At 64.9% G+C, this 26,275-nt stretch carries 26 protein-coding genes and 1 rRNA gene; 7 read left to right on the top strand and 20 right to left on the bottom strand.

What is annotated here, in order from left to right; genetic code table 11:
- Positions 1 to 16: 16 nt before the first annotated feature.
- The 10 genes from BC1002_RS18180 to BC1002_RS18135 form a co-directional block, all read right to left on the bottom strand.
- A 16S ribosomal RNA gene (locus BC1002_RS18180) occupies positions 17 to 1,549 on the bottom strand.
- Between the two features lie 499 nt (positions 1,550 to 2,048).
- Positions 2,049 to 2,609, bottom strand: coding sequence for a phosphonate degradation HD-domain oxygenase (locus BC1002_RS18175; RefSeq protein WP_013091458.1), 561 nt, complete (start codon positions 2,607 to 2,609; stop codon positions 2,049 to 2,051).
- A gap of 3 nt (positions 2,610 to 2,612) precedes the next feature.
- Entirely contained in the window at positions 2,613 to 4,064 is a 1,452-nt protein-coding gene (gene phnY, locus BC1002_RS18170) for a phosphonoacetaldehyde dehydrogenase (protein WP_013091457.1), read from the bottom strand.
- Positions 4,061 to 5,326 (bottom strand): phosphonoacetate hydrolase, encoded by a 1,266-nt coding sequence (gene phnA, locus BC1002_RS18165; RefSeq protein WP_013091456.1) that lies wholly within the window; start codon positions 5,324 to 5,326, stop codon positions 4,061 to 4,063. Before phnA ends, phnY begins: the two co-directional genes overlap by 4 nt.
- Positions 5,327 to 5,365: 39 nt before the next feature.
- The gene (locus tag BC1002_RS18160) at positions 5,366 to 6,121 is read right to left on the bottom strand and encodes a phosphonate utilization associated transcriptional regulator (protein WP_013091455.1); all 756 of its coding nucleotides are present in this window, start codon (positions 6,119 to 6,121) and stop codon (positions 5,366 to 5,368) included.
- Positions 6,122 to 6,218: 97 nt separating this feature from the next.
- Positions 6,219 to 7,082: a 2-aminoethylphosphonate ABC transport system, membrane component PhnV gene (gene phnV, locus BC1002_RS18155; protein WP_013091454.1), complete on the bottom strand. Its 864-nt coding sequence runs from the start codon at positions 7,080 to 7,082 to the stop codon at positions 6,219 to 6,221.
- Positions 7,072 to 8,034, bottom strand: coding sequence for a 2-aminoethylphosphonate ABC transporter permease subunit (locus tag BC1002_RS18150; protein WP_013091453.1), 963 nt, complete (start codon positions 8,032 to 8,034; stop codon positions 7,072 to 7,074). Before BC1002_RS18150 ends, phnV begins: the two co-directional genes overlap by 11 nt.
- Complete coding sequence (phnT, locus tag BC1002_RS18145) at positions 8,012 to 9,127, bottom strand: 2-aminoethylphosphonate ABC transport system ATP-binding subunit PhnT (protein WP_013091452.1); 1,116 nt, start codon at positions 9,125 to 9,127, stop codon at positions 8,012 to 8,014. Before phnT ends, BC1002_RS18150 begins: the two co-directional genes overlap by 23 nt.
- Before the next feature lie 101 nt (positions 9,128 to 9,228).
- Positions 9,229 to 10,320 (bottom strand): 2-aminoethylphosphonate ABC transporter substrate-binding protein, encoded by a 1,092-nt coding sequence (phnS, locus tag BC1002_RS18140; RefSeq protein ID WP_013091451.1) that lies wholly within the window; start codon positions 10,318 to 10,320, stop codon positions 9,229 to 9,231.
- Between the two features lie 615 nt (positions 10,321 to 10,935).
- Entirely contained in the window at positions 10,936 to 11,691 is a 756-nt protein-coding gene (locus tag BC1002_RS18135; RefSeq protein WP_013091450.1) for a DeoR/GlpR family DNA-binding transcription regulator, read from the bottom strand.
- Positions 11,692 to 11,947: 256 nt separating this feature from the next.
- Here BC1002_RS18135 and BC1002_RS18130 point away from each other — a divergent pair, with 256 nt between their 5' ends.
- Together BC1002_RS18130 and BC1002_RS18125 are read left to right on the top strand one after the other, a co-directional pair.
- Positions 11,948 to 13,504 (top strand): ABC1 kinase family protein, encoded by a 1,557-nt coding sequence (locus tag BC1002_RS18130; RefSeq protein WP_013091449.1) that lies wholly within the window; start codon positions 11,948 to 11,950, stop codon positions 13,502 to 13,504.
- Positions 13,505 to 13,589: 85 nt separating this feature from the next.
- Complete coding sequence (locus BC1002_RS18125; protein WP_013091448.1) at positions 13,590 to 14,459, top strand: DMT family transporter; 870 nt, start codon at positions 13,590 to 13,592, stop codon at positions 14,457 to 14,459.
- A 43-nt stretch (positions 14,460 to 14,502) separates the two neighbouring features.
- Here the strand turns inward: BC1002_RS18125 and BC1002_RS18120 are convergent, their stop codons facing one another.
- The gene (locus BC1002_RS18120) at positions 14,503 to 15,486 is read right to left on the bottom strand and encodes a L,D-transpeptidase (RefSeq protein WP_049870235.1); all 984 of its coding nucleotides are present in this window, start codon (positions 15,484 to 15,486) and stop codon (positions 14,503 to 14,505) included.
- A gap of 384 nt (positions 15,487 to 15,870) precedes the next feature.
- Between BC1002_RS18120 and nadE the strand changes: the two genes are divergently transcribed.
- The gene (gene nadE, locus BC1002_RS18115; RefSeq protein WP_013091446.1) at positions 15,871 to 16,731 is read left to right on the top strand and encodes an ammonia-dependent NAD(+) synthetase; all 861 of its coding nucleotides are present in this window, start codon (positions 15,871 to 15,873) and stop codon (positions 16,729 to 16,731) included.
- Between the two features lie 102 nt (positions 16,732 to 16,833).
- Here the strand turns inward: nadE and BC1002_RS18110 are convergent, their stop codons facing one another.
- From BC1002_RS18110 to BC1002_RS18085, 5 genes are all read right to left on the bottom strand, one after another.
- Entirely contained in the window at positions 16,834 to 17,109 is a 276-nt protein-coding gene (locus BC1002_RS18110; RefSeq protein WP_013091445.1) for an RNA-binding protein, read from the bottom strand.
- Positions 17,110 to 17,520: 411 nt separating this feature from the next.
- Complete coding sequence (locus BC1002_RS18100; RefSeq protein WP_013091444.1) at positions 17,521 to 17,880, bottom strand: hypothetical protein; 360 nt, start codon at positions 17,878 to 17,880, stop codon at positions 17,521 to 17,523.
- 72 nt (positions 17,881 to 17,952) lie between these two features.
- Entirely contained in the window at positions 17,953 to 18,627 is a 675-nt protein-coding gene (locus BC1002_RS18095) for a hypothetical protein (protein WP_013091443.1), read from the bottom strand.
- Between the two features lie 187 nt (positions 18,628 to 18,814).
- Positions 18,815 to 20,479: a S10 family peptidase gene (locus BC1002_RS18090; protein WP_013091442.1), complete on the bottom strand. Its 1,665-nt coding sequence runs from the start codon at positions 20,477 to 20,479 to the stop codon at positions 18,815 to 18,817.
- Positions 20,480 to 20,558: 79 nt separating this feature from the next.
- A complete protein-coding gene (locus BC1002_RS18085) occupies positions 20,559 to 22,118 on the bottom strand; it encodes a S53 family peptidase (RefSeq protein WP_013091441.1) in 1,560 nt (519 codons plus the stop codon).
- A 306-nt stretch (positions 22,119 to 22,424) separates the two neighbouring features.
- Between BC1002_RS18085 and BC1002_RS18080 the strand changes: the two genes are divergently transcribed.
- Positions 22,425 to 22,937: a DUF1993 domain-containing protein gene (locus tag BC1002_RS18080; RefSeq protein WP_013091440.1), complete on the top strand. Its 513-nt coding sequence runs from the start codon at positions 22,425 to 22,427 to the stop codon at positions 22,935 to 22,937.
- Positions 22,938 to 22,972: 35 nt separating this feature from the next.
- On the opposite strand, the gene BC1002_RS18075 is transcribed toward BC1002_RS18080, so the two are convergent.
- Entirely contained in the window at positions 22,973 to 23,299 is a 327-nt protein-coding gene (locus BC1002_RS18075) for a YnfA family protein (RefSeq protein WP_013091439.1), read from the bottom strand.
- 139 nt (positions 23,300 to 23,438) lie between these two features.
- Here BC1002_RS18075 and BC1002_RS18070 point away from each other — a divergent pair, with 139 nt between their 5' ends.
- Positions 23,439 to 23,612, top strand: coding sequence for a DUF1289 domain-containing protein (locus BC1002_RS18070; RefSeq protein ID WP_013091438.1), 174 nt, complete (start codon positions 23,439 to 23,441; stop codon positions 23,610 to 23,612).
- A 53-nt stretch (positions 23,613 to 23,665) separates the two neighbouring features.
- Here BC1002_RS18070 and BC1002_RS18065 read toward each other — a convergent pair whose 3' ends face one another.
- A complete protein-coding gene (locus BC1002_RS18065; RefSeq protein ID WP_013091437.1) occupies positions 23,666 to 24,346 on the bottom strand; it encodes a LysE family translocator in 681 nt (226 codons plus the stop codon).
- Between the two features lie 155 nt (positions 24,347 to 24,501).
- Here BC1002_RS18065 and BC1002_RS18060 point away from each other — a divergent pair, with 155 nt between their 5' ends.
- Positions 24,502 to 24,972 (top strand): Lrp/AsnC family transcriptional regulator, encoded by a 471-nt coding sequence (locus BC1002_RS18060; protein ID WP_013091436.1) that lies wholly within the window; start codon positions 24,502 to 24,504, stop codon positions 24,970 to 24,972.
- Between the two features lie 85 nt (positions 24,973 to 25,057).
- Positions 25,058 to 25,291, top strand: a complete 234-nt coding sequence (locus tag BC1002_RS18055; RefSeq protein ID WP_013091435.1) for a hypothetical protein — start codon at positions 25,058 to 25,060, stop codon at positions 25,289 to 25,291.
- Positions 25,292 to 25,365: 74 nt separating this feature from the next.
- Here BC1002_RS18055 and BC1002_RS18050 read toward each other — a convergent pair whose 3' ends face one another.
- Together BC1002_RS18050 and BC1002_RS18045 are read right to left on the bottom strand one after the other, a co-directional pair.
- Positions 25,366 to 25,842 carry an OsmC family protein gene (locus tag BC1002_RS18050; protein WP_013091434.1) on the bottom strand — a complete coding sequence of 159 codons (477 nt, stop codon included), beginning with the start codon at positions 25,840 to 25,842 and terminating at the stop codon, positions 25,366 to 25,368.
- 45 nt (positions 25,843 to 25,887) lie between these two features.
- A complete protein-coding gene (locus BC1002_RS18045; protein WP_041734939.1) occupies positions 25,888 to 26,271 on the bottom strand; it encodes a hypothetical protein in 384 nt (127 codons plus the stop codon).
- Positions 26,272 to 26,275: the final 4 nt, after the last annotated feature.

The raw sequence follows: 26,275 nt of genomic DNA, 5'->3' as shown, positions 1-26,275 counted from the left end.
GAATGCATAGCTCTGGAAAGGAGGTGATCCAGCCGCACCTTCCGATACGGCTACCTTGTTACGACTTCACCCCAGTCATGAATCCTACCGTGGTGACCGTCCTCCTTGCGGTTAGACTAGCCACTTCTGGTAAAACCCACTCCCATGGTGTGACGGGCGGTGTGTACAAGACCCGGGAACGTATTCACCGCGGCATGCTGATCCGCGATTACTAGCGATTCCAGCTTCACGCACTCGAGTTGCAGAGTGCGATCCGGACTACGATCGGTTTTCTGGGATTGGCTCCACCTCGCGGCTTGGCAACCCTCTGTTCCGACCATTGTATGACGTGTGAAGCCCTACCCATAAGGGCCATGAGGACTTGACGTCATCCCCACCTTCCTCCGGTTTGTCACCGGCAGTCTCCCTGGAGTGCTCTTGCGTAGCAACTAGGGACAAGGGTTGCGCTCGTTGCGGGACTTAACCCAACATCTCACGACACGAGCTGACGACAGCCATGCAGCACCTGTGTGATGGCTCCCTTTCGGGCACTCCCAGCTCTCACCAGGATTCCATCCATGTCAAGGGTAGGTAAGGTTTTTCGCGTTGCATCGAATTAATCCACATCATCCACCGCTTGTGCGGGTCCCCGTCAATTCCTTTGAGTTTTAATCTTGCGACCGTACTCCCCAGGCGGTCAACTTCACGCGTTAGCTACGTTACCAAGCCAATGAAGGCCCGACAACCAGTTGACATCGTTTAGGGCGTGGACTACCAGGGTATCTAATCCTGTTTGCTCCCCACGCTTTCGTGCATGAGCGTCAGTATTGGCCCAGGGGGCTGCCTTCGCCATCGGTGTTCCTCCACATCTCTACGCATTTCACTGCTACACGTGGAATTCCACCCCCCTCTGCCATACTCCAGCGCTGCAGTCACCAATGCAGTTCCCAGGTTAAGCCCGGGGATTTCACATCGGTCTTACAGCACCGCCTGCGCACGCTTTACGCCCAGTAATTCCGATTAACGCTCGCACCCTACGTATTACCGCGGCTGCTGGCACGTAGTTAGCCGGTGCTTATTCTTCCGGTACCGTCATCCCCCCGGGGTATTAACCCAGAGGTTTTCTTTCCGGACAAAAGTGCTTTACAACCCGAAGGCCTTCTTCACACACGCGGCATTGCTGGATCAGGCTTGCGCCCATTGTCCAAAATTCCCCACTGCTGCCTCCCGTAGGAGTCTGGGCCGTGTCTCAGTCCCAGTGTGGCTGGTCGTCCTCTCAGACCAGCTACAGATCGTCGGCTTGGTAGGCCTTTACCCCACCAACTACCTAATCTGCCATCGGCCGCCCCTTGAGCGCGAGGTCCCGAAAGATCCCCCGCTTTCCTCCACAGAGCGTATGCGGTATTAATCCGGCTTTCGCCGGGCTATCCCCCACTCCAGGACACGTTCCGATGTATTACTCACCCGTTCGCCACTCGCCACCAGACCGAAGTCCGTGCTGCCGTTCGACTTGCATGTGTAAGGCATGCCGCCAGCGTTCAATCTGAGCCAGGATCAAACTCTTCAGTTCAAACCTGTTACTGTTTTCGGTTCAGTTACGAACCGGTCGCTCACTCAACGTACTGACGATGATTGATCCGTCTTTCGACAGACAAACCTTCCTCTAATACTGTGTGAGGCTTCTGATACTTTTGCCTTGCGGCAGACTCCGAAGAATCCGCCGCCGCATTCCGCATCAAGCGCCCACACTTATCGGCTGTTAGTTTTTAAAGATCGATCCGCGAAACCCGCTGCGCCTGAACCACCACCCGGCACCGCTTCGTTTGCGTCGCTGCGTCTGCAGCAGAGAAGCGAGATTATGGAGAACTTCCGCCGGATCGTCAACAGGTTTTTATCACTTGCTTAACCTGCCCACGCCGCCGGAGCCCTCGCCAGCAAAGGCTTCCCGCTTCCCCGCGCCCCGGCGTCCGGAGCACGAAAGAGCGGAATTCTAGTCGCCGCCATCCCGACTTGCAAGCGATATTTTGACGCTCCGCGCGCACCCTGCCGCGCCCCAAAAACACCTCGACTCACGCAGTCTCATGCGCGCGCATCGCCCGTTCGACGACGGCCAAATAATGGTCGATCCCCGGCGTCGAGCGATCCTTCTCTTTCGCGCGATCGTCCCATCGGCGCAAACGCATCGCGTCTTCCGCGTACGGCTTCTGCATAAATGCCTGCGCCTCTTCCCTGCTAAAGATCCCGCCCTGCAATTCGAGGCTTCGCACCGAATCGGCGGAAAGCTGGCCGAAATACGTGGCGTCGATCGCGCACAGGCAGCGCTTTGCGTCTACGTGCAGACGGATCGGCTCCAGCACCGCATCCGACAACACCGGTCGCAAAAACGGCAAGGCGAAATACTGATGCAGATCGTCGACACCCCGTTCCGTCGGCGTCTCCCCCTGCAGGTTCAGCAAATGTCCGAGGTCGTGCAAAAACGCCGCGGCGACCAGTTCGTCGCTCGCGCCCTCCGCGTCGGCCAGCGCGCCGCTCTGCAACGCATGCTCCAGCTGCGTCACCGGTTCGCCGCTATATGCGAGGCTGCCGTGCCGCTCGAAAAGCACACGGATATCATCGAGACTCAATGCCACGGGTCACTCCCAAGGTAATGAAAACGTCTTCAGATTGGTAAAGCTCTTCATCGCTTCCTGAACGCCTTCCTTGTAACCGAGCCCGGAATCCTTGATGCCGCCGAACGGCGTCAATTCGATCCGATAGCCCGGCACTTCCCACACGTTGACGGTGCCCACGCGCAGCTCGTTAATGAAACGCGTGATCGCGTCCTGCCGGTTCGTACACACACCCGACGACAGCCCGAACGGGGTCCCGTTGCTGATGCGGATCGCATCGTCGAGCGTATCGAACGCGATGATCGGCGACACCGGCCCGAAGGTTTCCTCGCGCACGAGCGTCATCGACGGATCGACGTTGTCGAGAACGGTCGGCGCATACAACGCGCCGCTGCGCTCGTTTCCAATGCGTAGGCGCGCCCCCGCGGCCACCGCCTCGTTCACGCGCGCCTCGAACAGCTGCGCGGCGGCGGCGTCGATCACGGTGCCCATCTGGTTCGACGCATCGAACGGATCGCCGAACGTCCACGCGCGCGTCTTCTCGACGACCCGCTCCGTGAACTCCGCCGCGACGCGCTGTTGCACGAGCATCCGCTTGACCGCCGTGCAGCGCTGCCCCGAGTTCTTGTACGAGCCCTGCACCGCAAGGGTCGCCGCACGCTCGAGATCGGCATCGTCGAGCACGATCAGCGGGTCGTTGCCGCCCAACTCCAGCACGACGCGTCGGTACCCAGCCTTCGTCGCGATGTATTTGCCGATCGCGACACCGCCGGTAAACGTAACGAGTTCGACCGATGCGTGCGTGATCAACTCGTCGGCGATTTCGCGCGGATCGCCGGTCATCACCTGCAGCATCGGCGCGGGCAGCCCCGCCTCATACAGCAGATCGGCCAGATAAAGCGCCGACAGCGGCACCTTCTCCGACGGCTTCACCACCACGCGATTATTCGTCGCGATGGCCGGCGCGACCTTGTGCGCAACCTGGTTCATCGGATGATTGAACGGCGTAATCGCGACGATCACGCCCGCGAGCGGTTCGCGCTGCGAGAAAACGCGACGCTTCTTGCCATGCGGCGTCAGATCGCACGAGAAACTCTGACCGTCGTCGCGCAACGCCTCGAACGACGCAAAGCGGAACACGTCGGCGACGCGGCCGATCTCGTAGCGCGAATCCTGCTTCGACAGCCCCGACTCCAGCGAGATCAGATCCGACGCCTGTTCGATGCGCTCGCGCAGCAACACCGCCGCCCGCTCGAGAATCTGCGAACGCTCGTAGCGCGACAGCGTCGGCCGATACGCGAGCGCGTAGTCGAACGCAGCGCGCACATCGTCCATGCTGGCGAGCGGCACGGTACCAACCCGCATGCCGGTATAGGGATCGAATACGTCCAGCGTGCGGTCGCGCGTCGCGCGCTCACCGCCCAGCCGCAGCGCTTCTACGCGGAACGCCGGATGGTCCCGCAGCACCGGGTTCATGATGTCGACACGTGATTGAGCGCGATATCAAAGATATCGAAGTTGCGCAGCCGCTTGCCATCGCTGCCGCTGGCCATCGGCTGAACCCGCCGGTTGAACAGCAGCGGCACTTCCTGCTCGGAAATCCCGCCATGCGAGCGCAGCGGCACGGTGAGCCCCGACAGGTCGTGCTCGTCGCGCCGCGTGCCGAGCACGACATGCTTCGTGCCGATCACGACCAGATCGCCGATGCGATCCTCGGGCAGCCCGAAGCGCGCGCACGCTGCGTTTCGGTCGAGCACGACTTCGATTCCCGGCAGGCGGCCGATCCGCGCAATCACCGAGGCCGCATCGAGCTCGCGCGGCAGATAGACGGTCGCGAACGAACCCAGCGCGCCGTGATGCACGACGTACGGATCGGTGATCGGCAGAATCACGCGCGTGGTCGACGCGCCGAGCCAGTCGTCGAGCAAGTCCTGCAGATAGATCACGTTCGGCTCGCCGGTTTGCGGATCGTGCTTCGCGTTCATGCCGTGGTCGGCGGTGAGGCCGATCACCCAGCCGAGCGCGTCGAGCTTCGCGAGATAGCCGTCCATCATCGCGTAGAACGCGTTCGCGCCTTCGGTGCCGGGCGCCCATTTGTGCTGGATATAGTCGGTCGTCGACAGATACATCAGGTCGAGCTTGCGCGTCTGCGCGAGCCGCACGCCGGACGCGAACACGAATTCCGACAACCCCGCGCTATACACGTCCGGCAACGGTAGACCGACCAGACCGAGCACGTCGTCGATGCCGTTTTCGTCGACCGTCACCTTGTCGGCTTTCTCCGCCGAAAAACAGATGCCCTTCAACTGCCAGCCGAGCAGCCCGCGCAGTTTGTCCTTCGCGGTGACGACGGCGACCGCGGCGCCGGCGTCGGCGGCGGCCGCGAGCAGCGTGGGCGCGCGCAGGTAGGCGGGGTCGTTCATCATCACCGCGGCGCCCGCCCCGTTGTTCGCGCCGGTGTCCCAGAAGTAGTTGCCGCAGATGCCGTGCACGGACGGCAATACGCCGGTCACGATCGACAGGTTGTTCGGGTTCGTGAATGACGGAATCACGCAGTCGCCGCGAAACGCCGCGCCGCCCTCCAGCATCGAACCAATGAACGGCGCGACGCCGGCCGCGACCGCCGCTTCCAGATATTCGAACTCGCAGCCGTCGACACAGACGACGACCGTCGGCTGCGAAGGCAGCCGATAGCTCCGGCCGTTGACTTCGATCGTTCGTTGCTCGGGGTGTGTCATCGCGTGGTTGTCCATTACAGGGTTGTCATTGCCAAGGCCTCATCGCCCGCGCGAGCCGGCCGCGCCCGTGGTTGCCGGGATGCGCTGCGCGTGCGCCGCATCACCCGCGGCGTCGCACGCCGCATGGGCGCGCTGCAAGCCGCCCCGCACATGCGCGCGCATCAACTGCGCGGCCTGCTCCGCATCGCGCGACGCAAGCGCGGTCAGAATCGCGCGATGCTCGGCGAGCGAGCGCGCCATCGCATCGCCTTCCACGACCAGCGCCGCTCGTCGAAACAGGCTCAACTCGCTGACGAGCCGGCGATACGTGTCGTACAACTTGGTGTTACCCGCCGCCGCGACCAGCGCATCGTGAAACGCGACGTTCGCGCGGGCATACGCATCGTGGTCGTGCGACGCGAGCGCGGCGCGCATCGCATCGACGCAATCGCGCAGCAACGCGAGCTTGCCCGCATCGATGCTGGCCGCGAGCATCCGGCACGCCGCCTCTTCGAGCACCGCGCGCACCGCGTAAATCTCGTCCGCCTCCGCGAGCGACACCGTCCGCACGAACACACCGCGATTCTTCTCGGTACGCACGAGCCCCGCCTGCTCCAGCGCGCGAAACGCCTCGCGTACCGGCCCGCGCGACACCTGCAGCCGCCCCGCCCAATCGGCTTCGTTGAGTTTGTCGCCCGGCGCCAGCGTACCGTCGACGATATGCCGCTCGATCTCGTCGCGCACCAGCGTCGTCAGCGAATGGCGGCGCACGACCTCGATCGGATCGACGGAAGCAGAGTGCATATATTCGGTCATTTTGACAAATTTTGCCACATCAACATCGAATGCTCACCGGTCGGCGTGCATGCTTCAGATCTAGGAAATCGCCCGCCGAGCAGCCGGCTCAGCCCGGTCAGTCGATCCGGCGACGCGGAGCGCGCGCCGCGATCAGCAGCAGCGCGACCAGCGAGACCAGCAGCAGAATCAGCGATAGCGCGGAAGCCGGCAGGTAATAGCCGCGCTCCACCTGCCCGACGACGACGATCGGCACCGTCGCGAAGCCCGGCGGATAAACGGTCAGCGTCGCGCCGAGCTCGCCGAGCGACAGCGCAAAACCGAGCGCGAGACTCGCGCGGATCGCCGGCACCAGTTGCGGTAACACGACGCGGCGCAGCACCATCGACGGCGGCGCTCCGAGGCTCGCGGCCGCTTCACGCAACACGGTCAGCTCCGGGCGCAGCGCGGCGGCCGCGCAGCGATAGCAGAACGGCAGCACCAGCGCGAGCTGCACGAACACGACGATCGCCGCCGAGCTCGACAGGTCGAGCGGCCGTTTGTGATACGCGATCAGCACCGCGAGGCCGAGCACCACGCTCGGCACGCCGTTGGGCATCATCGCGATCGTGTCGACGATGGCGCCGAGGCCGCGCCGGTCGCGCCCTTCGAGCGCGAGCGCCAGCCACAAACCGAGGAACGTGCCGAGCACCGCGACGCCCATGCCGACTTCGAGGCTGGTGATCAGCGCGTCGAAGTCGCTCGAACTGAGGCGCTCGAACCAGCGCATGCTGAAGCCGTCGGGCAGGATCGTGCCGGACCAGTGCGACGCGACGCTCGACAGCGCGACGACCAGCACCGGCAGCACGAACAGCCAGAAGCACAGCAGCGCGGCAAAACCGAGAAACAGACCGCCGAGCAGTCGCACGACGAGGCTGTGCCGCACCGGCCGGCCCTTCTTGTGCATGACCGGCAACACGGTCGGATCGAGTTCAACGGCCATGACCGGCTCCTTTCAACTTGCGACTATTGACGCGCCGGTACAACGCGTACAGCGACAACGACATCAGCAGCATCACGACCGCGCCTGCGGCGGCCGTCGGCAGATCGAGGTCGACGGTAGCGGCGCTATAGATCGCGACCGGCAGCGTGATCAGATGGGCGCTGCCGAGCACCAGCAGAATGCCGAACTCGTTCAACGTCAGCAGAAAACACAGGATCGTGCCCGCCGCGATGCCCGGCCACGCGAGCGGCAGGATCACCTTGAACGCGACCATCGGGCCGTTCGCGCCCAGGCTACGCGCGGCTTCGATCAGCCGCTGGTCGAGCAGCGCGAACGATGCCAGCGTCGGGCGCACGACGAACGGCGTATAGAACACCACTTCCGCGAGAATCACGCCGCCGATGCCGAACAGAAAGTCGAGCGGCGGCGCCTGCAGATTGAACAGCCGCTGCAGCCCGATGCTGACCGAGCCCTGCGAGCCGTACAGAAAGATCAGCGTGAAGGCGACCAGAAACGACGGGAACGCGACGAACAGCTCGAGAAAGCGCGTTACCATGCGCGCGCCCGGAAACGGCTTGAAGAACAGCAGCGACGCGAGCGCCACGCCGAGCAGCGACGCCAGGCTCGCGCTCGCGAACAGGATGCCGAGCGTGGTGCCGATCACGCCGCGGGTTTCGGGGTTGCCGAAGAACGTCACGTACGCGTGGCCCGACAGGCCGTGCGCGCCGGTCAGACTCAGCATCACGAGCCGCACCAGCGGATAGATGACGAGCGGGCCGAGCACCACGACCGCAATGAACAGCAGATGCCATTGCGCGAGGCGCTCGCGCCGCTTCACCGCGGCCGCATGCGCCACGGCGCTCGCCAGACGGCGTGCGGCGGCGGCTTCGAGCTCGGCTTGCGCTGCAAGGTCGAGCGGATTGGACGTATCAGGGCTTGATAAGGACGACATCGCCAGCCTCGTAACGCAGGGAAACACGCGCGCCCTTCTCCGGCGTCATGCCGAGGCCGCGCTGCATCGTGACGAGCACGGGATCGTTCGGCAGCGCATCGAGCACGACCGATACCGACAAGGCCGCGCCATACCATTCGACCGACGCGATCGCGCCATGCAACTGCCCCTCCCCGAGCGGCACGATGCGCAGCGCCTCCGGACGCAGACACGCGACACGATCGCGCTCGTTGTAGCGCGCGTCGTCCATGCTGAACGCGACCTGCGGCGGCAGCAGATTTGCCGCGCCGAGGTAGCGCGCGACGAAGCCGTCGACCGGCGTGTCGTACAGCTGCTGCGGCGTGCCGAGCTGCGCGATATGGCCGTCGCGCATCAGCAGCGTGCGGTCGGACAGTACGAGCGCGTCGTCCTGATCGTGCGTCACGCAGACGATCGTCAGATTCGGCAGGCGCTCATGTAGCGCCTTCAGTTCGGAGCGCACCGACGCGCGCAGATTGGCATCGAGCGCGGACAGCGGTTCGTCGAGCAGCAGCACGTCGGGTTCGATCACTAGCGCGCGGGCGAGCGCCACGCGCTGCTGCATGCCGCCCGACAGTTGCGCCGGCATCACGTGACCGGAGTCGCCGAGCTGCACGAGCTTCAGCGCCTCGGCGACGCGGCGCGCGACGTCGCGCGCCGGAATGCGCCGTGCGCGCAAACCGAACGCGACGTTTTCGAATACCGTCAGATGCGGAAACAGCGCGTAGCTCTGGAACAGCAGACCGAGGTTGCGCTTGTGCGGCGGCACGTGTGTCAGATCGCGGCCGGCCACCGTCAGCGTGCCGGCCAGACCGTCGGCCTCGATGAAGCCCGCGATGAAGCGCAGCAAGGTCGTCTTGCCGCAGCCGCTGCGGCCGAGCACGGTGAGCAACTCGCCGCGCTGGATGGTCAACGACAGATCGTCGAGCACCGTGCGCGCGCCGAAGCGCACCGTCAGGTGATCGATCTGCACGCCGCCCGGCGCGGCGGTGCCCGGCGCGTCCAGACGCGCGGCGTCGAGCGCATCCAGCGGAGCGCCAGGCGCGGTGGGGTGAGCGAGACTGGCCGTATTCACCGGGGTCGTCCTCCAACGGAATTAATGCTGATGCGGCGCCGCGCAGTAGCTGCGAAGCGCCGCCTGAATCGACAACGTCAAAGGTTGCTTATCTGAGTCACTTACTTCGGCTTGACCACTTCAGTCTGTTTGCCCGACGAACCGATCACGTCGCTCTTCCAGCGTGCGGTCCAGTCGGCCTTCTTCGCCATCACGTGATTCCAGTCGACCGGAATCAGCTTGACGCCGCTGATCGCCTGCTTGACCGTGTCGCCGTTCTTGCCCGCGAGCGGCACGTCGCTGCGACCCGGAATGCCGAAGATGTCCGGCACCTTCGACTGCACTTCCGTCGACATCAGATAGTCGATCAGCTTCTTGCCTTCGGCCTGGTTCGGACCGTTCTTGATCAACGCGATCGCGTACGGCAGCTGGAACGTGGTCGGCTGGCCGCCGGGGGTAGCGGCGAGGAACACCGGCTTCAGCGACAGGCCGCCATTGGCCGCGTCGTCGAGATCCATCTGCAGATCGCCGTTGGCGACCGCGATCTCGTTACGCGACAGCAGCACGTCGAGATAGCCCGTGCCCTTGGTGTGGAACTTGGCGCTCTGCTCGAGCTTCTTCAGATAGTCGAACGCCTGGTCTTCTCCCATCAGCGACGAGGTCAGGATGATCACCGCCATGCCGTCGCCGGCGGTCGCCGGATTCGAGTAAGCGACCTTACCGGTGAAGTCCGGGTGCAGCAGGTCAGCGAACGTCTTCGGCTGGTTTTTCGTGACTTCGGGGTTGATCGCGAACGAGAAGTAGTTGTTCACGAAGGTCGCCCATGCGCCGTTCGGTGCCTTCGCGATGGCCGGCACGTTCTTGTAGTTGGCGCTCTGATACGCCTGCAGCAGACCGCTCTGGTCGGCCTGCTGGATGAACGGCGGCAGCGTGACGAGCACGTCGGCCTTCGGCTGATCCTTCTCGATGGTCGCGCGGTTCACGACTTCGCCGCTGCCCGCCGTGACGATATTGACCTTCACGCCTTCCTTCTTTTCGAAGGCCGGCAGCACATCCTTGTACAGATTTTCGAGGCCGTCGGCCGTGTACAGCACGACGGCGTCGGCCGCATGAGCCTGCATCGCGGCACTGCCGAACGCTGCCGCGGCGACCAGCGCCGGCAGCAGTTTGCGCGCGAGACCGGCCGCGGCGTGAAGGGAATTCGTCTTTTTCATGTCGCTCTCTCCGAAAGGCTAAAAACCAGACGGTCGGGATAACCCATACCTGTAGTGATTGAACGGCGGCACGCGCCGCTTGCGTGTTGCCCGCTGCGGTTGCCGCGCCGGTCTGTCGTAGATTGCAGATTGCCGACAACTTTGCCGCTTCTCGCCCAGCCTGACTGACAGCCTGCCTCCGACACCAGCGCTGCCTGCCGCGCCTGAGCGGGCACGGCAAGAATCACAGGTTTCGATGACAGGGCCGTGACGATTTTGCCGAATTCCAAAAAAAGACACAAATTGCCAATTCAAGCCAACCGATGGAATTCGTCGTGCCACCCAAAAACGGAGCCCCGCGCGCCGATCCCGTGTGGATCGTACATGGCGAAAATGACGATGTATGCACGATGCATCGAGAAAATTGCGGAGTGGGCGGCGGCGCTCGCGGATGCGACGCTCGCCCGGCGCGCCGGCCCTGCTCGCGGCGTTCGCGGCAGTTGCCTCTGCTACAGCGGACGGTCCTGACAACGGCGCGTATTGTGCCCGGCCGTTTCAAAATCTGGATCGAAACCCGCGGCTTTTTTTAGTTAGATTTTGGCGGGTGCGGAATGGCGTCCAGCGCGAGTAGCCGTCTCACGCGACCAGAATCTCCGGACCGTGCGCGGTGATCGCCTTGCCCAGCGCGCGCTCGGGCGCCAGTTCGGTGACCAGATACCGCGCCGACTCGATACCGTTGATGCGCACCGGCGTCACGCGTCCGAACTTCGAATGATCGGCGACGACCACCACCAGGTCGGCCGCGGCGATCATGCGGCTGCGCACTTCGGCCGCCATGCGGCTGTAGTCGGTCAGATAGCCGTCCGGGGATATCCCGCCCGCGCCGATGAAGGCGAAATCGGCGTGGTACTGCGTGATCTGGTGGACGGTGTCGAGTCCGAAGGTCGCGTCCTCGATATCGGACAGTTCGCCGCCGAGCAGTGTCACGCGATTGTCGTTGCGTCGGCCGAGCAGCAGCGCGATGCGCCAGTCGTTCGTGTAGACCGTCAGACGATGCCGGTCGAGCAGCGCCCGCGCGACCGCCTGCGTGGTGCTGCCCGAATCGATGATCAGCGACGCGCCGTCCGGCACGAACTCGGCCGCGCGCTCGCCGATCGCACGCTTGGCGCCGGCGTTCTCGGCTTCGCGCGTATCGAGATCGGGCTCGCGCCGATCGCTCGACAGCGCGCCGCCGTGGGTCGTCACGAGCAGGCCGCGGCCGGCCAGCGCATTGAGGTCGCGGCGGATCGTTTCGCGCGATACGTTCAGTTCGCGCACCAGTTCAGCGACCGACAGCGCGCCGTTCTTTGCGACTTGCGCGAGGATGTATTGATGACGTTGTTCTGCGAGCATCTGTGCGCCGTGGTTGAGGAAGGCCGCCGTATTGTATTACGCGTATTGGGCGTTGTTGGTGCGGGCGCGCAGGTTGCGCTCATGGCGCGTTGATCGCGCGCTCGGGTTGCATCGAGCCGCCCTTGCGCACCAACACGCCAGCCACCGCGCCGACCTGCTAACCTTGACGGCTGGACTCTTCGGCCATGCGGCGAACGCCACGCCGCCGCCCGGCCGAGTCCCGCGCACTACGCCTCGCCCGTCAACCGAACCGCCGATGCCGCCACTGTTTCGCCGTCTACTGCTGCTGTTCCATGCGCTGCGTTACGGCGCGCGCCTGATCTGGCTCGCCGCCCCGCCCGACCACAAGCTGCATTGGATGATCGAGCTGATCGGCCGCGTGCATGCGTCGGAGCGCAGCGGCGCGCAGTTGCATGGCTTGCTGCCCGCGCTCGGTCCGCTCGCGAGCCGCTTCGCGCAGACGCTCGCCGCTCGCCCCGAGCTCGCGAGCGGCACGCTGCATGACGCGCTGGACGCTATCGATCACATGGAACTGCCGCTGCCGCCGGACGACTCCGCGCTGGCCCTGACGCGCGCGTTCGGCCGGCCGCTCGGCGAGCTGTTCAGCGCGGTCGACCTGGTGCCGGTAAGCAGCGGCTTCGCCGAGCAGACCCATTTCGCGCGGCTCGCGGTGCCGGTCAAAGGTCACCACGAGGTCGCCGTCAAGCTCGTGCGCGCGCAACAGTTGCAACAGATCGGCGATGAGCTCGCGCTGTTGCGCTGGGTCGCACGCTGGCTCGAAAAGCTGTCGCGCGTCGCCCGCCGGCTGAAGTTGCGCGCGCTCGCGCAAACCTTCACCGACGACATCCTGCGCCGCTTCGACCTGCGAGCCGAAGCCGCGAACCTGAGCCAGAGCGGCCACCATTTCGATGGCGACAAGCGCATCGTCGTGCCGGACGTGATCTGGGAGCTGTGCACCGACCACACGCTGACGATGCAGCGCATCAGTACGCTGCCCGCGAGCGACCTGCCCGCTCTGCATGCGCACGGCATCAAGCTGGCGCCGCTCGCCGCGCATATCGTCGAGGTGGTCACCGAGCAGGCCTTCGAGCATGGCTTCTTCCACGCGACGCTCGATGCGCGCCGCGTGCGCGTCAGCATCGAGCCGGACACGCTCGGGCGCCTCGTGCTCGCGGAGTTCTCGATCATGGCCACGTTGTCGAGCGGCGAGCGCGAATTCTTCGTGCACGGCGCGACCGCGTTGTTCGACCAGGACTACGGGCGGCTCGCCGACATGCATCGCGAGGCCGGCCATGTGCCGGACGACACACGCCCCGAGATGCTCGAAGCCGAACTGCGCACGCGCGCCGAAGCGCACTTCGCGGCGGCGCCCGAGGATCGCTCCGCGGGTTCGCTGTTTCATCATCTGTTGCACGGCGTGCAACCGTTCAACGGCCAGGTGCCGGGCCAGCTCGCGACCGCGCAGCGCTCGTTCCAGCAGGCCGAGATGCTCGCGCGGGCGCTGCATCCTGGCGTCGATACATGGACCATCGCACGCGGCGTGCTCGCCGATATCGCGCGACGCGATCTCGATCATCGCGGCTGGCTCAAGCGGCTGTCACACGAACTGCCGCATCTCGCGCATATGCTGCCGCGCGTGCCGCACCTGGCGGTGCGCTATCTGCAGCAGCACGATCGCGCCGGCACGCCGCAGCAGAATGCGCAACTGCTTGCGGATCTCGCGCGCGAATACCGGCGCACGCGTTGGCTGTTGTGGGCGTGCGCCGTCTGTGGCGGCGTGCTCGGAGCGGGGATGACGCTGCTCGCATGGTGACGGTCCCGCGCGCATTGCAGCTTTGAACAAGACGCGCCCCGCCCGTGCCGCCAACATAGCGGCTTTTTGCACACCCTCCGCCTCGATGCTCGCCACCTTTGTTGCCACCGTGTTCGTCGTGCTGTGGTCGACCGGTTTCGTGGTCGCCCGCGCGATCACGCCTTACGCCGATCCCAATCTGTTTCTGCTGGCCCGTTTCGGCGGCACCGCGCTGATTTTCGCGCTGGCCGCGCTCGTCGCGCGCTCGGCCTGGCCGACCGGACGCGACTTCGGCAAGCACCTGACCGCCGGCGCACTGCTGCAAGGGGTCTATCTCGGCGCCGGCTACTGGGCCGTCGCGCAAGGTCTGAGCGCGGGCGTGATGGCCTTGCTCGGCGCGCTGCAGCCGCTCGCGACGGCCGCCGTCGCCGCGCCGCTGTTCGGCGAGCGCTTGTCGCGGCGCGGCTGGAGCGGCATGGCGGTCGGCCTCGCCGGGGTCGTGCTGGTGCTCGCACCGAAGCTCGCTGCCGCGACGCCCCCCAAGCACGGCAACGCGCCGGCGTGGCTGGTCGTGCTGATATCGATCGTCGCGGTGGGGGCGATCACGGCTGGCACGCTGTTCCAGAAGACCTCGCTCGCCAAGGCCGATATTCGCAGCGCGAGCGCGGTGCAGAACGTCGGTGCGGCTGTCGTCGCGGGGGTGCTGGCGCTCGCGCTCGGCGAGCATCGCTGGATCGGCTCGCCGACGCTGTGGGCATCGCTCGCGTGGGGCATCGTGATGCTGTCGGGCATCAGCGTCACGTTGCTCGTCTGGATGGTCCGGCGCGGGGATGCTTCGCGCGCGACCGCGCTGCTGTTTCTCGCGCCGCCGCTCGCTGCGCTCGAAGGCTATCTTGGGTTCGGCGAGACGCTGCTGCCGGTGCAGATTGCCGGCTTTGCGGTCGCGTTGGCTGGCGTGTTGTTGGCGAGGTCGTGACGGGCGCCCTGCGCTGGACTTGCGACAAGGGCCAAGGCGCCCGTCAGTCGGCCGTATCCGCGTGCGCGGGCATTTTTGCGCGCGCGACCGCGCCGGGTGTTGGCGACCACGCTGGACGGCCCTTGCGCTGCGAATCGACGACGACGATAAAACGCCCCGCCCACGGCATGATCTGCCGATCGCTTTTCAGCACCCACAACGACTGGCCGGAATCGACGAGCTGCTCGTATTCCGCGTCGAGAATCCCGTAGTGATCGAGAAACGTGTTCAGCGACGCGGGAATCCGCACGCAGCCCTTCGAATGGCGAATACCGAGCAGCGGTTCTAGCCGATCGGGGTCGGTCGCGTGCATCTGGAAACGCATCTGCGACATGCCGCCCTTGCCCCAGCCGCGCTCGCCCTGCGCCCAGCCGAGGTCGAAGATGCGCATATCGCGCCGGCCATAACCGCGAATGTGGTTTTCGTTCTCCGTGCCCTCGGAGCGAAAATCCATATTGTCGGGCGTATGTTCGAACACGCCGAGCGGAGTGATGAAGTGGTCATACTCGCCAGGCCGTCCGGTGGATACCGGCGAGGCGCCGATCATCTGCCAGTTGTCGGCGGGCACCGGGCGGAAGAAAATCAGCAGCGCCTGCACGTTCGCATTGCGATCGACGAGCACCACGTATTCGCCCGACAGATTGCCAAGCTCGTTCTCATTGAGCGCCGTCTCCAGACGGTCGGCGTACGCACGCTGCTCCGCGACGGGCAGTCTGAGCCGGCGCGTCACGTCCTGCGCGAATACGTTGCGCAGCAGAAACGCGCGGCGCGGATCGACGATGCCGGCCGCGTCGGGTGCGGCGACGGTGGCGGCGTCGATCGTGCCCAACGACTGACTCGCGCCATTCCACGCCTTGGCCGGAGTGGTCAGATTCACCGTCTGCGCCGCCGTTGTTGCGGATGCAGGCAACTGAGCAGTACCGAGCACCGCTGCATGAACCTGCGCCGCCATCGCGCCGGCAACTGCCAATATGACGGCTGCGTACATCCCCGCACAAATGCTCAGGCGGTTCAATCCTGGCTGGCCAGGCCCATCTGGGTGTCTCATCGCGTCCCGAAACAAACATGATTATTATTGATTGACACGCCGGATCCCTGCGGCGTTCGGTACGATCGATGTTACCCAGCGAATGGAGGCGTGTCGATGAATATACCCTCTAACTTGCGATCTCTTTAAAAACGATTGGCTATTTGTCGACAATCGACGTATCAGTGAAAATGCAATTAATTCGCAATTAAATCGTCCATCGGAAAATCAGGCTACAAAAGCGAAGGACGATTTCATTCGACGAAAGATCGCCCGAATGCGGCGGCCCATCCCGATACTCAAGCCCTTTCATTCGCTTTTTCTCTCGCGAGGACAACGACGATCATGGCTCAATCCGATTCCGCCGCCCGCCAGGCCCGCATCGCGGCCGAAATGCACGTCACCGCCGAATTCGACGCAAGCCGCGAAATCGAGCGCCGGGTCGATTTTCTGGCGAACTATCTGAGCAACAGCCACCTGAGAACTTATGTGCTCGGCATTAGCGGTGGTGTCGATTCGACGACCGCCGGACGTCTCGCGCAACTCGCGGTCGAGCGTTTGCGCGGGAACCATTACGACGCGCGTTTCGTCGCCGTCCGTCTGCCTTATGGCAAACAACGCGATGAAGCGGATGCACTGGAGGCATTACGTTTCATTCGCGCCGACGAAAATCTGACTATCGATATCAAACCTGCCGCCGATGCGATGCTCGAGTCGCTCGATAAAAGCGGTGTGTCGTTCAAGGACGAATCACAGCGTGATTTCGTGCACGGCAATATCAAGGCGCGCCAACGAATGATCGCGCAATACGCGGTGGCGGGTGCGCGCGCCGGCGTCGTGATCGGCACGGACCACGCGGCCGAATCGGTGATGGGCTTCTTCACGAAGTTCGGCGACGGCGGCGCCGACGTGCTGCCGCTCGCCGGGCTCAGCAAGCGCCGCGTGCGCGCGGTCGCGCATAGGCTCGGTGCGCCCGACGCGTTGGCGCACAAGGTGCCGACCGCCGACCTCGAGATGCTGCGGCCGCTTCGTCCCGACGAAGACGCGTACGGCATCCCGTACGACGCGATCGACGATTTTCTCGAAGGCAAGCCAGTCAGCGATACCGTGCGTGACGTGGTCCTGCAGTTTTACAACGCGACGCGTCACAAGCGGGCGCTGCCGTACACCCCGTTCGACTGGCCGGCGTCGCCGGATGGGCAATGACGAGGCTTCGGTAGGCGCTCTCAAACGAATAAAGGCGGTGGACCGGCGCGACGTCGCGCGCAGGTCCACCGCCTTCGAAAAGAATCGAGCTTGTTGCGCCGCCTACGGCGCTCGCTGCTCCGGCGGCGGCTCGTCGCTGAACAGATCGGCGCTCGCTTCGAGCGGCTGACCACCCAGATGCTTGCCGTGAATCTGCCGCGCGATCACGTCGCCGACATACGGCACGCTCGCGTCGAGCTCTACCGTCGCGTAGGCGTTAGGCTTGCCGGCGTCCACCACCTCGACGTGTTTCGCGTAGTGGCCGAGTTCGCGCGTCAAAAATTCCCGCACGTCCTGCTCGCTGCACGATTCGGCGATATTGCGCACGGTCAGGTTCATGCGGACTATCCTCGCCCTGCCTGGCGGTCCGTCCGTCGGTCAGAGCTGGCGATACGCACCGGTCGCAGCGCAGTACGCTGCTTCGTCTGAGCCGCGGCCAGTGCGTGAAGTGCGACGACGCCGCTCGCGCCGGCCAACCCCATAGCGAGCAATGACAAAAAGAAGGCCATCGTTCCAATCTCCTGTGCAAATTTCATCCTGTTGTCAGGATAGCCCGCTTCGACCGCGAACACACTGTGACGCAGTGTCGTAGGCAACGGCGAAACCGTCGCCGTCGATGCACTGTACCTGAATCAGTCGCGCCAATCCTGGAAAACATCGGCTGCTTCAGCACCTTGCATGCCCGGCACGCAGCGGTATCGTCAATGGCATCCGGCGGGGGACGTGGGCAAAGACGGGCGGATCGGCCGATCAGTCCGCCGCTTGCACATTCGCCGCGCTCACCCACCACGCATTCTTACCGTGCGGCAGACGGACCAGCACAGCGGAAGGATCGTCGACCCCGTCGTCGGCGATCTGGCAAACCGGCAGACCGTCGGGCAGACGCTTCACCTCGCCGGCGGCCTCGAACAGCGCGATTCGCCGCGCACTCAGCGGGCGCAGTTGCCGATACACGTCGAAGCTGAGCGCCGCGGGCACGTCGCCGCGAATCTCGAGCTCATTGCCGCGCGCGCAATGCGCGGGCGCCGCGGCAACCGCGGCAACCGCGGCGGCGCTGCCGCTCAGGCAGCCGATCGTCAGCGCAACGGCGGCGAGACGGAAATGGGACATCGTGTTTCTCCGAAAAAATGAGGGGGCAGCGAACCGTGGCTCCGCGCCGACTGCGCAAGCGCGCGGATGCGCTCAACGCTCGCGCTCATGCGCGTCGCCGCGCCGGCTGTCTTCGCTGTCGACGCCGTCGTCGTCGCCGGTCGCGACGTCCAGCCGGCTCACGTCGCAGGACGCCCGGCCAAAGCCCGCATACACCGCCGACCAATTGCCGACGATCGCCGCTTGCGCCCGCGCGAGACTCAGCTTGCCTTCGCAGACGCAGCGCTTGAGCATCGCCGCCGCGCGCGCCTTGCGGCGCTCGCCTTGGGGGCCGGCCCACGGCAATAGATCGAGATTGGCTGGCGCATCGGGCGATCCGCCGAGCATGATCGGCACGTGCCGATCGAGCGCGAACGCGGCGCTGTCATCCACATCGATGCCGCGCGCGGCAAGCATGCGATCCTTGCGCGCCATCAGTTCGTCGAACGGCGGCGCGACGGTTTCCGCATAACCGGGGCGGCAAATCGTTTGGCCGATCGACTGCTGGGTCACACGGTCGTCGAGGACGTCGCTCGGTTGCGCGGCGGCGTCTGCGATGCGCAGCGCGAGCAGTGCGCCGACGGTAACGAGCAGCGCATGTTGCGTGATGCGCACGCGCGGGCGAAGGACGCTTTTGCGCCCGAGCCCCGGCACGTTGGCCGCGTCATTGCTGCTGGTGGTGTCGCGGGAAAGACCGCGCCGATGCGTGTCTGCGATGCCTGCGTTCATTCGTCTGCGCGCCGGCGGCGGCACGCGGTGGTTCAATTCGCAAGGCAATTAAAACACATTCAATCTGGATGAGTCCAAAAGCCGGACATGGCAGCGCGCCGTTTGCCGGCTCGCGGCAATCGCCGCGAGCCAGAGCATACCGACATAGCGCCACGTCGCGATGCGCCGCGACACCCGGCCACCGCCGCTACTTCGCCACCCGCGCCTGCAACGCGCGGATCCGCCCGAGGGCCTGCGCGTTCGACACCGTCTCCTCGTACATCTTTGCCAGGTCGGCTTTCAGCGCGGTGCGCGAACCGCCGTCGAGATACACCATATGCCCCGATGGATAGAACCGCGCCGACAGGTTCTGCCGCACCTGCTGACTGACCAGCGGCATCTGCTGCAGGTCGAGCACGGTTTGATAGAACGGCGTGACGAAATCGTAGAAACCGTTCGCCGACAGCACCTTCAGGTCGGGATTGAGCGCCATCACGGCCGCGAGGTCGCCGGCCGTGTACAGAATGATGTTGCCTTTCGAGTCGACGCCCTTCTGCGCGCCGGTCGGATCGATATGGCTGAAATCCCAGTACTTGAACGCCTGATCATTGAGGTCGGTGAACGACGAGTTCGACGTGTACTTCAACTGCTCGTTCAGATACACGTTCCACATCGTCGTGTAGACGCCGGTGACCGCGGTCATCGTCGGATCGTTGCCGCCGGAGTTCGGGTCGATCTTGCCGGCGATGCCGGTGTCGATCGCGGTCACGCGGCCGTCGTAAGCGCCGAGCGCGAGGCCTTGCGACTTCAGCAACGTGGTCAGGAACAGCGAATTGCCGCGGCTGTCGTAGCCGGCGATGTCGAGGCTCCACGCGAGCAGTGTCGTTTTGTCGATGCCGGTGTATTCGCTGAGTTTTTCGACGATCGCGGTGTCGGTGGTCGGGAACTTGCGCAGCGCGGCCAGGTAGTCGGTGCGCGCGAACTGCGCGACCTCCTCGGCGAACGTGCCGAGATCGGTGGGCCGCGGCGCGACGCCGAGCTTCTTGTGATACCACGCGTCCGCGGCCGCCGTGGGCAGCGCGCCGACCGGGTTGCCCGACTGCGTGTAGTCGAGAATCGACGATTGCAGCGTAATGCCGTTCAGATCGACCCCGTCCTCGTGCAGCCGGTACGCGAGCACGCAGCTGCGTGCCGTACCGTAGGACTCGCCGAACAGATACTTCGGTGAATTCCAGCGGTTGTTCTTCGTCAGAAACCGCTTGATGAACTGCTTGATCGAGTCCGCGTCCTGATCGACGCCCCAGAAGTCGCGATTCTTCTTCGGCGCGATCGCCGCCGAATACCCGGTGCCGACCGGGTTGATGAACACGAGGTCGCTTTTGTCGAGCAGGCTGTCCGGATTGTCTTCGAGCGAATACGGCGCGGGCGGCGTGAAACCCGGCATCGACGTCTTGATGCGGCGCGGCGCGAACGAGCCAAGGAGCACGAATACCGACGACGACCCCGGTCCGCCGTTATAGAAGAACGTGACCGGCCGCGTCTCTTCCTTCTGGTTGTCCTGCGTGAAAGCGACGTAGAACATCCTCGCCGACGGCTGCGAGCTGCTCGGATCGACGATCACCAGGTGGCCCGCGGTCGCCGTGTAGTTGATGTTGTGCCCACCGATCGTCACCGAATGATGCGTGACCGCGGCCGTCTCGACTGTATCGGTAACCGAATCGTCCGGGCCGTTGCCATAGGCGACCGGGTCGAAGAACGGCTGGTCGCCGGCTTTGTGCGGCGTGCTCGTGACGGTGGACGCGCCAGCCGAGGCCGTGGCGTGCGTGTTATGCGGCGAATGCTGGCTACCGGAAGCTGATTCTGTATTCGTCATGATCGCTCCAAGGGTTCGTTTTAGTGCCGTGCGTCCTCGTTCTTACGTCTTGTTGTTGTGTTAAGCGCTGTGTTGCAGACTATAGTGCGCCCGCCACCTTCCCGCCATTGGGACTGCCCAGTCCCGTGCAGGCGTCCCACCCCTTCGACGCCGCAAAGCTGCCGTTGTTGCCCTCGGTGATGTCATTGCAGACGCCCGTCGCCTTGTACAGTTTCGGGTTGATGAAACCGACCGGCTGTCCCTTCGCCGCGTTGATGCGCGCGATCAGCGCCGCCCACAGTGGCGCGACCGCGCTGGTGCCCCCCACCACCGTTTGCGTTCCGTCGACCAGCACATCGTAGCCGGTCAACGGCGAGGCATCGCCCGCGACGTCCGGCACGCCGCGCCCGCTGAGCGGCTGGCTGCCGCCGCCCGTCATCGTGGCCGACAAGCCTTGCTGCCATGCCGGCATCTCGAAGGCGGTGCTGACGCCGCCGCCGCTGGCACCGCCCTGTTCGCCGTCGTTCCACACGACCTCGCGCTTGATCGCCGATCCGGACGCGCTCAGGTGCGTGCCGCCGCAGGCGAGCACGTACGGGCTCGACGCCGGGAAGTCGACCTGGTCGCTGCCGCCCGAGCCGTCGCTCGACCCGCTGTCGCCGGAGGCCGCGCAAATCGTCACGCCGAGCGCCGCCGCCGATTGCAGCACGCTGTTGAGCGCATTCATCGACTGGCTGGTCCAGACCGATTCCGGCGCACCCCAGCTGATCGAAATGACCGACGGCTTGTGGGTCTTGTCGTGCACCGCGCGGCTCACCGCGTCGATGAAGCCGGCGTCGCTGTTCGGCGTGAAGTACACGGCGATGGTCGCCCGCGGCACGATCGCACCGACGATCTCGATGTCGAGCGTGACCTCGCCGTCCGGCCCGTTCGGGTCGCCGCTCGGCTTGTTGCCGGCCTGATCGACGCCGACCGCGGTCACGGTCGGCTCGCTCACGCCGAGGCTCGAGAAATAGGTCTTCAGGTCCGATGTCTTGTAGCCGCCGCCGAGCTCGATGATGCCGACGCACTGGCCGCCGCCGTCGCCTTGCGGAAACTGATAGAGCGACGCGAGCTGCGGCGGCGTGAACGACACCTGCTGGGCCCGTGCCGCCACGAAAGGCGGCCGGATGCGAAAGTGCGGCCGCGCCTGCGGCCGGTCGTCGAGCCCGAGCACCGCCTCGACGACGCCACGCAGATCGTCCGGCACGCTGATCGTGCCGGTACGGCCACGGAACTGGCCAGCCGTGTGGTGCTGATAGCGTTCGAGCTTCACCTCGAACGCGCTCTGGAACTGCGCGATCGTGCCGCTCAGCAGCACCGAGCGCGCCGCCGGATCCTCGCGCGCGACGGTGAGCCCATGCGCGGCCGCGAACGCGCGGACCTTCGCGATGTCGTCGGGCGCGGCGCCGTAGTCCTTCTCGAGCGCCTCGCGCGACAGCGGCTTGACGCTCGCGTCGCCGGCCTCGATGCGTTTCATCAACGCGTCGAATTGCGCCTGCTGCTGGCGGCGCAGCATCACGAAGACCTCGATCCGCTCGGCGGGATCGCATTGGCCGATGACCGTCGTGCCCTGTGCGACCTTACGCTCGCTGCCCGGCAATGGATGCTTGGTGACCATGGTGTCGACTCTCCTGTTAGCGTGGCTTCGCACACGGTCATGCACGACCGCGCGACCCGGCGGGTGCAAGCACGCCACGCGCCTGCATGAAGCGCATCGTTTGCGCGATGCGCGGCAGGGGTTGTTCAAGAACTTCGTCCAAGCGTCCGACCAAGGCATTCGAACACAGTTCCGGCGCATGCGGCAGTCGTCCGAATGGCTAATGCGCGACGCGGATGCGACACGCTATGATGCTGAAGCGGCATTCCCGCCGTTTCAGTGCCGCGCGCGCCGCCTGCGCGCACGATCGAGAAATCAGAGGAACCCATGTCAATTTCGATGTATCAAGCATCACTGCCTGTGCTGATTCGCGGCCTCACCAACCTGCAAGCCATTCTCGGCAAGGCCGAGGCGCACGCCGCCGCGAAGCAGATCGAACCGTCGGTGTTCACCAATGCCCGGCTCGCGCCGGACATGCTGCCGCTCGTGCGCCAGGTGTATATCGCGAGCGATACCGCCAAGGGGTGTGCGGCGCGCCTCGCCGGCGTCGAGCCGCCCAGGTTCGAGGACGTCGAGCAGACCTTCGACGAACTGCGGGCCCGTATCCAGAAGACGATCGATTACCTGAAGGAATTCAACGCGGCGCAGATCGACGGCTCGGAAAGCCGCACGATCACGCTGAAACTGCGGCCGGGTCCCGTCGAGTTCACGGGGGCGTCGTATCTGTTCGGTTTCGTGCTGCCGAACTTCTTTTTCCACGTGACGACCGCGTACGACATCCTCCGTCATAACGGTGTCGAGCTCGGTAAGCTCGACTATCTGGGTGGGATGCAGCAGTAAAGGGAGCGGGCGGGCCGTCGATCGCGGCGCCCCGCTTACACGTGCAGGCGCGGCTGGAATGCGATCACCCCCATGCCGGCCAGCGTCAGCGCGGCGCCTGCCGCGTCCCACAGCGTGGGCCGTACCTCGTCCACGACCCACAGCCACGCAATCGCCACCGCCACGTACACGCCGCCGTAGGCCGCATACACGCGGCCCGCGGCGGTGCCATGCAGCGTCAGCAGCCATGCGAACAGCGCGAGGCTTGTCGCGCCTGGCAGCAACAGCCACGCGGAGCCGCCCTCCTTCAGCCAGCGCCACGGCAGGTAACAGCCGACGATCTCGGCAATAGCGGTCACGACATACAGCAGGAAGGTTTTCATCGACGGAGGTGAGAAGGTGGTGGTGTCGCCGCGCGTGCGGGCTGCCGCTGCGCTATCGGCTTTATTAACACAATCACTTGGCATCGTGCGCGCTGCACGTGCGACAGTCGCGCTACTTCAACTCCAACGGCCACCGGTCATGAGTATCGCGTCACCCTGTGTCGACATCTGCAAGTTCGACGACAAAACCGGTCTTTGCATCGGCTGTATGCGCACGCGCGACGAATGCAAAAGCTGGAAGAAAATGAAGGACAAGCATCGCAAGAAAATTATCGAGGACCGGCCTCGGCGCGAGCGCAAGCTGAAGAAGTGAGCGGCGGGCGTCGCCGGTCGGCCACTCACGCAAACTCCCGCCAGCCTCGAGTTTCAATCCAGCGAAAGGCGCAGCGCGAAGCCGATCAACGCAGCCGAAAACGTCCAGCGTTGCAGCGTCTGCGCCAGAGGATGGGCGCGCATCCAGTTGGCGATGCGGGCGGCGCCGATCGCATACAACGCGTCGAAGCATGCGCCGATCGCGAGCAGCACGACACCGAGCTCGATCATCTGCCACGCCACCGGCCCCGCTTCCGGCCGCACGAATTGCGGTAACAGCACCGAGCAGAACAGTAGCGCCTTCGGATTGAGCAGATTCGTCAGCAGACCTTTGACGAACGCGGTCCGCAACGGCCGCGTCTCTCTATCCGCATCGCTCGAAGGAGTGGATTCCACTCGCGATGCGCTGGCCGCTTGCTTGTCGCGCGCACCGGCCGGCAATGCGAACCCGGGCGAGCGGAAAATCTGAATTCCGATCCACGCAAGATAGACCGCGCCCGCATAGCGCACCGCGTCGTACAGCCACGGCGCGTTGCGCAGTAGCGCCGCCATGCCGCACGCCGACAGCGTCACGTGCGTCGCGCGCGACACGCCGAGCCCCGCCGCGGCCGCGAAGCCGCTGCGCACGCCGCGCGTGATGCTGGTTTGCAGGATCAGCGCCATGTCCGGACCAGGCACCGCATAAACGACAACCAATGCCGCCACGTAGACGGCCAGCAGGTGAGCGGAAATCATCGGAGCCTCCTTGTTGTTCGAGCCTCCATGTTGCTATCGGAGGCGGAGGGTTTGCTGGCGATTTTCTGCTCAGGAGAATAATAAAATAGTGGAATGCGCTAATATTTCGATATTCGATGGCACCTTCCACCAGTCCGCAGAAACCCCTCCCGACCATGTCCGCCGACGATCTCGACAAAACCGACCGCGCGATTCTCGCCGCGCTGCAAAACGACGGGCGCATGTCGAATGCGCGTCTCGCCGACATGGTCGGCCTCAGCGAAACGCCGTGCGCGCGCCGTCTGAAACGTCTGGAGAACGATGGTTACATCGACCGTTACCGCGCAGTGCTGTCGCGCGCCCGGCTCGGTCTGGGCGTGGTCGCATTCGTGCTGGTGCGCTTTGCGGTGCACGATCGCGTGGTGGCGACGCGCTTCGAGCGCGAGGTGCAGGCGATCCCGCGTATCCTGTCGTGCCACAACGTATCGGGTAGCGCCGACTACATCCTGCAGATCGTCGCGCGCGACCTCGACGACTACGGCACCTTCATGCGCGACGAACTGCGCAGCCTGCCGGGCGTGACGTCGGTGGAATCGGCCTTATCGTTGCGCGAAGTAAAAGCGTTTGGCGGTCTGCCGCTGTCGTGAGCGCGAACGTGGCATAGTCACCCCTTTAGTCCCCTTTTGGAGCGGCGCGAGCCGTTCCGACGCAACCCGAGACTCCGGAGTTCTCATGGATCACGACAAGGCGCGAGCCGAAGAAACCGCCGCAATGGAACGCGTGTTGACCGCCACCAAGCGTGTGCAGACGGCGTTCGCGTCGCTGCAATCGCAATTCCCGCCGGCAGGCAGCGGCAAACCCTCGCAATTTGCGTTGCAGACTTTCGATGCCGCGCTGCAGGAACTCGAAGACGCGCAAGCCGCGTTCGACGAACTGCTCGGCGATCTGCTCGACGGCAATCGTTGAGCGAGCGCTAGCGAGCGGCTGGCCGGCGCCCCGCTCGGCAGCCGGCTCGCATGCCCGGCACCGCCGTATGCGCCTCAACGCGCATCCGTCTCCACCACCGCTTCGCAGAGAATCGGAAAGTTGACCGAGTTCGCGATGTAGCACTTCTGATGCGCGACGTGATGCAGATGCATGGCCTGCTCGACGTCGCCGCCCTCGCGGATCGTCACGCGCGGGCGCAGCACGATCTGCGAAAAGCGGCCTTCGTGAGGGGAATCGAGCATCGTGCCTTCGGCGTCGTCGCGATAGTCGAGCACCACGATGCCCGCGTCCGAGCACAGATGCAGATACCACAGCTTGTGACACGCGCTCGCCGCCCCGACCAGCAGGTCCTCGGGATTCCAGCGCTCCGCGTCGCCGAGAAACGTCGGGTCCGACGAACCCGGAATGTCGGGCTTGCGGTCGGAAGAAATCAAGTGGTCGCGGCCGTAGTCGCGGTAGCCCGAGGTGCCGCTGCCGCGATTGCCGGTCCATTGCACCGATACGCGGTACTTGTGCTCGCCGTGTGCCATTCCCTTCCCCTGTGGTCGGATCGGATCTGCATTCTATACGCGGCGCTAGCGCGGCGGCGCCGCGCGGCCGGTCACGTTCGGCGCGCGCGGGTCGGGACTCATGTAGAGCGCCGTGCCGTTCGCGCGCATGTTGTTGAGCGCGCCGCCCGAGCCGGTCGCGCCACCTGAGCCGAGCCCATACGAGCCACCCGCCGATATGCCGGGCCCCGGCATCGCACTCGGACTGACGCCGGTACCGATGCCCGTTGCGCCGCCGACAGCCGCATTGCCGCTGCCCGCGCTGGTACCGACGTTGTTGCCCGCACGAGTTCCGGCCTGGCTGCCGCCAGGATTGCCCAGCTGCTGAGCTTCGACCGTCCCCGCGCCCCCCACCGTCAACAGCGTCACAAGCAACGCTGACCACACGATCTCACCTGTTGCTGTCTTCATAGCT

This window comes from Paraburkholderia atlantica, assembly GCF_000092885.1.
GTDB lineage: Bacteria > Pseudomonadota > Gammaproteobacteria > Burkholderiales > Burkholderiaceae > Paraburkholderia > Paraburkholderia atlantica.
The sequence above is the reverse complement of the archived record's forward strand: the minus strand, read 5'-3'. Positions and strand labels throughout refer to the sequence as shown.